Below are 8,780 nucleotides of genomic sequence, written 5' to 3'. Positions count from 1 at the left end.
AGGTGTACTAGTTTATTGATAATGCCTCCAAACTCCTACCAGAGAACCTTGCACCTCTACCTGAATGGCTGAAACTTCGATGGGTTGATATTGAGGATTTGCTGGTTTGAGGGTAATAAGGTCTCCCTGACGATAAAATTGCTTCAAAGTTGTGCCATATCCTTCCACCCTCGCAGCCACAATCGTCCCATCTTTAATCATGTCTGGTTCTGGTACTGGGCGTAAAAATACTAAATCCCCATCTAAAATAGAGTCTTCAATCATACTGTCACCATTCACCCGCAAGGCGTAGGTTTGGGAGGGTAAACTTAAATTACCAAAATCAATGTTTTCTACAGCATCGGTAAATGGTTCTACCAAACCACCTGCTGCAATGGTTCCCAAAACAGGAATACCTGGTTTTACGGATTGTAAAACTCTAATTGTTCGCGCTTTACCCTCACTCCATTCAATGTATCCCTTATTACGTAAATGTTCTAAGCGACTTTGAATCGGTGCTGGTGACTTTAATTGCATGGCTTGCATCATTTGCCTAATGGAAGGCGAATGCTGACGGCTACGAATAAAATCCCTGAGCCAATCATATAATTCTTGTTGTGCTTCTGTTAGTCTTTCCATAAATTTTCAGGGAGGTAAAGTACAATTCCCCTAAGAACATTAGTACTACAAAAAAGCTCTCCCTGCACATTTGTTTTTGAATTTTCGTTGATTAACTGAGATATTTATGAGGATGCAATCCAAAATATAACCCCCCTGTATTTTCCGAAGGGGGAAAATCTCAAATCTAAAATTCTTCTGCTCCCAAAATACTAGCTAGCAGAGCTTTTTGGGCGTGCATTCTATTTTCTGCTTGTTCCCAAACTAAAGATTGAGAACCTTCAATAACTTCATTAGTAATTTCTTCGCCGCGATGTGCTGGTAAGCAGTGTAAAACGATGGCATCTTTATCTGCAAGGCTCAATAACTGTGTATTAATTTGATATGGTTGGAAAATTGGATTGCGATCGCTGGCTTGAGATTCTTGTCCCATACTTGCCCAAACGTCTGTGTAAATTACATGGGTTCCCTCTGTGGCTGCGTAGGGATCTTTAAGAATAGTGACTTGGGTTTTATTATTGGCGATCGCTCGTGCTTTTTCAACTACCGTGACATTAGGTTCGTAGCCATTAGGGGTTGCAATTCGCACATTCATTCCCACTAAAGCACAGCCTAACATGAGAGAATTAGCAACGTTATTACCATCACCTACATAGGTTAAGGTTAAATTTGTCAGTTGACCAAAATGCTCCTGAATGGTCATTAAATCTGCCAATATTTGACAAGGATGCTCTAAATCTGTCAGAGCATTAATCACAGGAATTTGAGCATATTTAGCAAAGGTTTCCAATTCGTCTTGAGCAAAAGTCCGAATGGCTAAAGCATCTAAATATCTATCTAATACCCGTGCTGTATCTTGTACAGGTTCACCACGGCTAACTTGGGTTACATTCGGATTGAGATCGATTACCTGTCCACCCAACTGGTACATTGCCACTGTAAAGCTGACTCTGGTGCGGGTAGAAGCTTTGGAGAACAAAAGCCCCAAGATTTTATGACAGCGCAAATTCAACTGCTGAGATTTGAGTTGAGTTGCCAAGTGTAGTAATTCTTGAACTTCAGGGGAACTGAGTTCCGCTAGAGTTAACAAATCTCGTCCGTTCAACGCTGCCATGCTTCCCAATGCTTAATTAAAATAAGTTAACTACTTAGACTTACCAAAGGCTGAAGTCTGAGCTTCCCAATTCATTGGGAATAGCCTCAAAAACTACCTAGTTTTTTGGTCTTATATCCCCTCCAAGGGCAGGAGTCCTGGTTCCCAAGACCCAATTTTTTTTCTTGCAACATATACCTATGAGCTTGGTTTTCGCTGATGGCATTGATGGTCAAGACAGTAACTATCATACCTGGAAATCTTGGGTCAAAATCCAAAATCCAAAATTGTTATGACTTACTTGTAGGGATATACTATCTAGGTCTACCCAAAGTTGTCACATAAAGCACAGCTTCATCCTCAGGAATGCCTAATACCTCATTGACTTGGTCATCAAAGAATCCACCAATTCCACTAACTCCCAAATATAGTTTAATTGCTGCTAAATTAATCCTTTGTCCCAGATGTCCAGCATCCATATGTAGATAGCGGTAAACGCGATCGCCATATTGAGCAATAGCAGTTTTCAAATCAGCAGTATGAAATAATACTGCGGCTGCATCCCTACCTAACTCTTGTCCTAAGCAGAGAAAATGTAACTCTCGGCGAAAATTCTTAAATCTAATTTGTCTCAGTTCTTGGGCTTTTGGAGCGTAATAATAACAACCAGCTTCTAGTCCTTCGACTCCAGAGCAAACAATAAAGGTTTCGATTAAATTCAAGTCGAAATAGTCCGGAAAACTATCTAAACCTCCATCAATATAGTCTTGGGGTTGATAAGTAAAATTCAGTAAAGCTTTGAGTTCATCTAGGGTTAAATCTTCTCCACTATAAGCACGGGTAGAACGTCTGTGGTGAATCGTTGCTTCTAAATCTTCTATTTGTTCTCCCCAGTAAATTGGGTTAGTGACAGTGGAAATTTTTTGACAGAAGGGAAAATTATATTTATCTTCTAGGGATTTTTCTGGTTGTACCTCTGGCAAATTCAGTTTACCCGTAGTACCTGGTTGAATCTGTGTAGCTTGATGAAAATATTGTAACAGTTCGCCATCTGAGATATTTGGATACTCAATTTCAGTCCCAGAAGGGAGAGCAGTTCGCCATGTCGGTAAGTTTTGTTGAATATCTAATAAATCTGCCAGGGCTAATACTGCGATCGCACCTTCTTGTTGAGGATCGATGTACAATAGTTCATTCACAGTTTCATCGACAAAACCACCAATTAAATGGGGACGATAATCAGCGATACTGCTAGCCAATTCAATGTTACCTAACAAGTGCCCAGTATCTAAACAAATTCGCCGATAAGCTCGATCCTCATATCGCCATGCCGAACGATAGAAAATTGTAGTGATAATGATGGCTAGTTGGGTACTTTCTAGTGATGGATGCCACAAACAAGCTGTTTGTAAATTGTGCCAAACATCACTTTCCCAAAAATGTCTCAGGGTATGATTCCGACATTGGTAGTTATATAGCCCAGCAGGTAACATCTGTGTGCCACGGGAGACTAAATAAACCTCAGCAGGGTATAAACCGCCAGCACTAGGAGCAGCACGTAGATATACGGCACTTCCTAAAGAAGGCATTTTCGCAGTCAGTCCATAACTACAAAACAGGAGACGGGAAATTCTCTGCCACCATCGCCCTTGAGGATCATTGGCATATGTTTCTGGTTTTTCTTGCAGATAGGGCTTGAGATCAAAATCAGAACCAATTTTGTATTCTTTGAATGGTACGGGCTGTTTAGACCAGTCTAACCCTTGATTTTTGGCAGCAATAGTTTCGGGATTATACTTGGTGCGTTCATGGTAGTGCTGGGCAATGGATTGACGTAGTTCTGGCATAAGATTTTGAATATGCTTCTGCTATGGTGGTAGCGGCAAAGGTAAGGACAGCTGAGAAGCTAGGCTGAAAAGAAATCATATCAATAATTCAGCCTTGTGCCTTCTACTATAAATATCTTGGCATTACTCAGTACCTTCAAGTCGTCTAACTTAGTACAAACTGGGAAAATTATCATCTCTTTTTCTTTTTACGTTTTTTTTCTTCCTGTTCCTTTTTCTCTTGTAATATTTTTTTTGCCTTGGCTTGCATAGATAAATGTCTTTCTACCCCTTCATAAGCATAACGATTGTAATTATTGCGGGTAATTAAATCTTCTAGATAGCTGACTCGTTTGCTACTAAGGGGGTGAGACGATAACCATTGGGGAGGAGCATTTTTTTGTTCCTTATCCATTGTCATCATTAAATTACGTAAGCCATCCGCAGCATAGCCAGTAGTCACAATTAAGCGAGTCCCCAAAGTATCCGCCTGACGTTCCATGTCACGGCTATAGCTCAGAGAAAATAATCTACCTACTGTGCCACCAAGGGGTAAGTACTGAGTTACATTACTAACTAAATTCCCTTGGGTAACTAATTGGAAACCGTGGGAAAGCACCGCATGGGATAGCTCATGGGCAATTAAACCTGCTAGTTCTGCTTCTGAGTTAGTTTTAGCGATCGCTCCAGCATTAATAAAGATTTTACCTCCGGGTAGGGCAAAGGCGTTAAGACTTTTGTCAGCAATGGTAGAAAACTCATATTTAAAATCTTCCCTACCAGAAACCTTTGCTAGCTTTTCGCCAATTTCATTGACATAAGCATTAATTTCTGCATCTTCAACTAAATCTAATTGTTTTTTTGCCCGTTTTGCCACGGATTTGCCCACGGATGATTCTCCTCTGAGCAGCAAAAGTGTAGAATCAAGGGCAGAAAATGGCCCCAGTAAATTACCTGTAACTGCATATCCCAAAGCTCCAGTAATAATATTTGCCAGGGTGTTACCCCTCATTCTTGCCCGCATATGAGATTTATGGCGTTTCAGATGCTTGTCGGCTAACTGATTGAATACCAATGCTTGGGAGTCATTCGCATTCATAATGGCAAATTGACGGGCAGCAATACTCGCCTCCATCCATTTTTCTGCTGATGCCAAAGCTTCCACCCTTGCTTTAACTAAATCTGGTTGATTGGGATAGGTAGTAGCAGCACGTTCTAATATTTGCAATGCATCTTCAGGGCGATCGTATTTTTTCAGTGCTTCGGCGTAGCGAATATGACCAGGGACAAATTCAGGATACTGTTCAACTAATAATTTTAGAGGTACTAGGGTTCTAGTTTGTAAATTATTGGCAATACCAGCCTCCGATTCTCGCCAATAAACCTTACCTGCCGGAGAAAGTTGGCTAGGATCAACCATTGCTGCCTGACCCTGTCCTGGATCTGATGTATTGGTAAAAGGCTTTTTCACTTCCCTGTATAGCTTTTCGGCAGCAGTAAATTGCCCTCCTAAATAAAGCTGATCTGCTTCAATTAGTTTTTGCTGACGGGCAATTTCTTCTGGACTAGGTTTGTCTTCGGTGACTTTACCAGGTTTTTTCTCATTGGTAGACCCTTCTGGCTGTTTATTATCCCTAACTGGAGAATCTGATATTGGCTGTGGTGACTCCGTTGGAGTTGATGGTATTTTCTCGGAATCAGTTTTTTTAGTTGTATTAATAATAACTGCTGGCTCTTGAGCGAAAATATGTGGGTCAGATTGTGTAAAAATAATCGTCATAAATGTACTAGCTGATAGCAGTACCCAGCTAATAGCTAGCAACAGAGACTTAATACTTTTTTTCATCATAAAAATTTCTATTTCTAATAATTTCCAGTCTAAGAAATTTTCAACATTGGAATATAAATAGTTCTTAAAATGAATTAATTCTTTTGTGTAGCGTCCTTTTTTTTACATTTCTGCTTCCTGTAGCCAATTTATATATTTTCCCAAATTGGTATATGGTTTAACCAAATATATTGCTACGGGCAAGCAAGTAGGTCGGCGTAAAAAATTATCGTTTGGATAAGGCAGGGGCAGTTAAGCTACTGTATTGCGCGGGTTTCCTGCGTTGTAGCAAGTGAAGCAACCCGTAGATGCGAAGGGGCTTCTTGCAGAGTAGGGGTTCCCCGGCATAAAGTAAATGGCAAACTCCGAAGAAGTAATAAGTTTATTGTTCATAGGTTTGTTGCTTCAATAATGTCCGCGCCCTAATTGCGTCTTAACGGGCGACAACAAAGATAAAATGATTACTGGGGTTAGGTTTTAGGGGTCAGAGGTTAGGGAGAAATCAGCTTTAATAACCCTTTGAGTCTTAGGTTACATCTGAGGTAAATCACATATTATTCAACCGGATGACGCGAGGACACGGGGAAGCGGAGCGGGATGTGTCCCAAGCCCAGTGTCCGGGGCGATTCAAGCCCCCACCACATCGGTGCCTCCGCGTCTCTTCTTGACAGGTCTGACCACTTGGAGATTATTCACAGATTGCAATATGAAAAGAATATTTTCCCCACCACCTAACACCCAACCCCTAAACCCTGTCTCCATTTCAAGCTTCTTGTCACCCGAGTAGTAATTGCATAGTGATATATAAATAAATATTGCATCCCATTTGCAAAAATGTTACATTTATTTAGGTTGTCATTTAATTTTGGATTTTAGATTGATAAAGAAACAGGCGATGATGTTAGCGCACTTCCTCAGCAAGAGGTAATTAGCAAGAGAACTTCCTAGCCGCAACCCCATATCTAATATCTAAAGTCAAAAAGTTGAAATTATGATGGCAATATTGTTTTTTTTCTCCACATAATGAATTCAATCGGGCATTGCGTTGGCGGTGAGGTAGTGTGGTGGACGATACGGGTTCCCCTAAATAAAACAAGTGGTGTAACCCTAAGAGGTTCTCCCCTTGAAGCAACTGCGAATTTTTAATTGTACAAATTTTAAACCTACAAGCCTGCTCTAGTCTTTCACCAGAACAGCATAGAATTAACTAGCTAACGACTTACTTTTGTTTTTTTTAAGATAGAGCTTTAGAAAAAAAGTGTTTCATGCTACCATTTTTATTAAAATAATCATTGAAAATGTAAGCTTTGAACTAGCTACATGGTATATGGCCATGATAATGTAGAAAATGGTGTTTAATTCTCTGGTAAGGGCATTGAAGAATTTTCCAATGGTAGCTGGCGATTCGCTAAATTTACAAGTTCACTAAGAATCAGGTTTTATTAGCGTTGCGTACGCATTTATGTTGTATAAAGCAAGCTTAAATCTAAAGAGAAACTATATTGCATAGTGTTGATAGTTTTAAAAAAAATTGGTTTATGGCACCTTCCCTCGATATTGTGACGATTGGGGGAAAATCAAAGCCAAGATGTTTTTTATGCCCTACCCTATTTTATTTAACTACGGAGGAATAGCTCATGTCAGTTCGCCTATATATAGGTAATTTACCTAAAGAAGAAATTGACCGTCAAGATTTACAAGCTGTGTTTGCAGAAGAAGGTGATTCAGTTACCACTAAATTAATCAAAGACAGGAAAACTGGTAAATGTCGAGGCTTTGGTTTTATTACAGTTAACAATGATGAACAAGCAGACCAAATTATTGAGAAATATAATGGTCAGCTTTTCCAAGAAACTGCTATTAAAATAGAGAAGGCATTACCACGTACTAAAGGAGAGGATGGCGAAGAGCAAGGTGATAAATCATCTTCCAACCAAGCCAGTTCTAGCCCATCCAAAGAAGGTAGTCGTCGTGAAAAAGGTTCTAAGAAATCTCGTCGCAATAACTCACGGGATAATTCCTCACATGGGGATAACGATGCGATTCGTCCAGATCCTCGTTGGGCTGAGCAACTGGAAAAGCTCAAAGAAATGTTAGCTGCACAAGCTACCAATTAATTTATATCTTGGAAGATTAACGGAACCCAGAAGTCCCCACCCTCAATTATTAGTAGGATGAGGATATAAGCTGGGGTATAAGGATTACATCTAGAATTTATTTTTTACTTAATAAAAACAAATTCTGGATGGATAATGAGGAATCCACAAAATTTCCAGGTATGATAGCTACTGTCTTGAACATCAATGCCACAAGCGAAAACCAAGCTCATAGGTATATGTTGCAAGAAAAAGACTTGGGTCTTGGAAACCAGGACTTCTGCCCTTGGAGAAAATGTAAGACCAAAAAACTAGGAAGTTTTTGAGGAGGCTATTCCCAATGATTTGGGAAGCTCAGACTTCAGCCTTTGGCGAGTCTGAGTAGTTAACTTCCTCGGATATGTTTGCTAGTTGCTACAAGGAATTTGCAAATATTCTTGTAGATGTGACTGCAATTGCTGACTAAACTGCGATCGATAATGAAATTTATCGGTACGTACTGGTTTGCGTTGAGGATCTAGCATCCAACCATAATCGCTACTCAAGCGCAGTTTGTTTTGCCAATCGGAGAGGGAAACTATCAGGTGATTGGCAGGACTATTATCTATGTTATTGACAAAGAAGACATAATTAAATGTATTTTGTTTGCCGGGAGCCACGGTAGAAGGCTGACCGTATTTTGCTGATAATTGCGACCTAACCCTGTCTATTAAACCAGGGTGTTCTAAATCTTCAAGAGTTCTAACTGCCAGAGTCAGGGCAAAGTAGAACTTTTCTACTGGAACAAATTCTAATTGCATAAGAATTATAGTAGCAAAAATAATGGCTTTAATTATCAGAAATTTCCTATAGTAAGAGAACAAACCCCAAGGGTTTTGGTCAAACAAACTTGCTGCTATTACTGAAAAACGCAATCATCAAGTTAGAGATGGAATTAATAAAACTGCTCGCATAGTTATTAACCATTGTTTAGAAAATCGGATTGGACGAGTTGTGTTTGGTTGGGGACAAGGAATCAAGCAAGAGATTAATTTGGGTAAGAAACAAAATCAACAATTTGTACAAATCATCACAGCTAGACTGAAACAACGAATTGAGCAATTATGTCAACAGTATGGGATTGAGTTTATAGAGACAGAAGAAGCAAACACCTCAACAGCATCATTTGTTGATGGTGATGGTGATACACAACCAAAACACGGTGACAGCTAAGACAAAGCTACAGAACGTGGTTTGAATCTGTTGCGTAGCATCTTTTTAGAATCTCCTCGATAGCAGGGGAGCAGTCAAAATTCATAGTAAGTTGCATTCTGTTGTAATTCTGTTGTAGTAGTTCTAAG

General features: G+C 39.7%; 6 protein-coding genes and 1 pseudogene. 2 read left to right on the top strand and 5 right to left on the bottom strand.

From position 1 onward, the window contains the following. Positions 1-12: 12 nt before the first annotated feature. The 4 genes from lexA to CALSC_RS01435 all read right to left on the bottom strand — a co-directional run bounded on the left by lexA (position 13) and on the right by CALSC_RS01435 (position 5,362). Positions 13-618, bottom strand: coding sequence for a transcriptional repressor LexA (lexA, locus tag CALSC_RS01450; RefSeq protein WP_088239653.1), 606 nt, complete (start codon positions 616-618; stop codon positions 13-15). A 166-nt stretch (positions 619-784) separates the two neighbouring features. Next, entirely contained in the window at positions 785-1,711 is a 927-nt protein-coding gene (gene argF / locus CALSC_RS01445) for an ornithine carbamoyltransferase (protein ID WP_088239652.1), read from the bottom strand. A gap of 293 nt (positions 1,712-2,004) precedes the next feature. Then, positions 2,005-3,537 carry a SagB/ThcOx family dehydrogenase gene (locus tag CALSC_RS01440; RefSeq protein ID WP_088239651.1) on the bottom strand — a complete coding sequence of 511 codons (1,533 nt, stop codon included), beginning with the start codon at positions 3,535-3,537 and terminating at the stop codon, positions 2,005-2,007. A 172-nt stretch (positions 3,538-3,709) separates the two neighbouring features. Beyond that, the gene (locus CALSC_RS01435; RefSeq protein ID WP_088239650.1) at positions 3,710-5,362 is read right to left on the bottom strand and encodes a M48 family metallopeptidase; all 1,653 of its coding nucleotides are present in this window, start codon (positions 5,360-5,362) and stop codon (positions 3,710-3,712) included. A 1,619-nt stretch (positions 5,363-6,981) separates the two neighbouring features. On the opposite strand from CALSC_RS01435, the gene CALSC_RS01430 reads away from it, so the two are divergent. Beyond that, the gene (locus CALSC_RS01430; RefSeq protein WP_088239649.1) at positions 6,982-7,461 is read left to right on the top strand and encodes an RNA recognition motif domain-containing protein; all 480 of its coding nucleotides are present in this window, start codon (positions 6,982-6,984) and stop codon (positions 7,459-7,461) included. Between the two features lie 386 nt (positions 7,462-7,847). Here the strand turns inward: CALSC_RS01430 and CALSC_RS01425 are convergent, their stop codons facing one another. Beyond that, positions 7,848-8,240 carry a hypothetical protein gene (locus tag CALSC_RS01425; RefSeq protein WP_088239654.1) on the bottom strand — a complete coding sequence of 131 codons (393 nt, stop codon included), beginning with the start codon at positions 8,238-8,240 and terminating at the stop codon, positions 7,848-7,850. 55 nt (positions 8,241-8,295) lie between these two features. Between CALSC_RS01425 and CALSC_RS01420 the strand changes: the two are divergent. Beyond that, positions 8,296-8,646 (top strand): annotated as a pseudogene (locus tag CALSC_RS01420) (IS200/IS605 family accessory protein TnpB-related protein); the annotation flags it as partial. Positions 8,647-8,780: the final 134 nt, after the last annotated feature.

The organism is Calothrix rhizosoleniae SC01, from assembly GCF_900185595.1.
GTDB lineage: Bacteria > Cyanobacteriota > Cyanobacteriia > Cyanobacteriales > Nostocaceae > Calothrix_A > Calothrix_A rhizosoleniae.
This window is presented reverse-complemented; position numbering and strand designations above follow the sequence as displayed.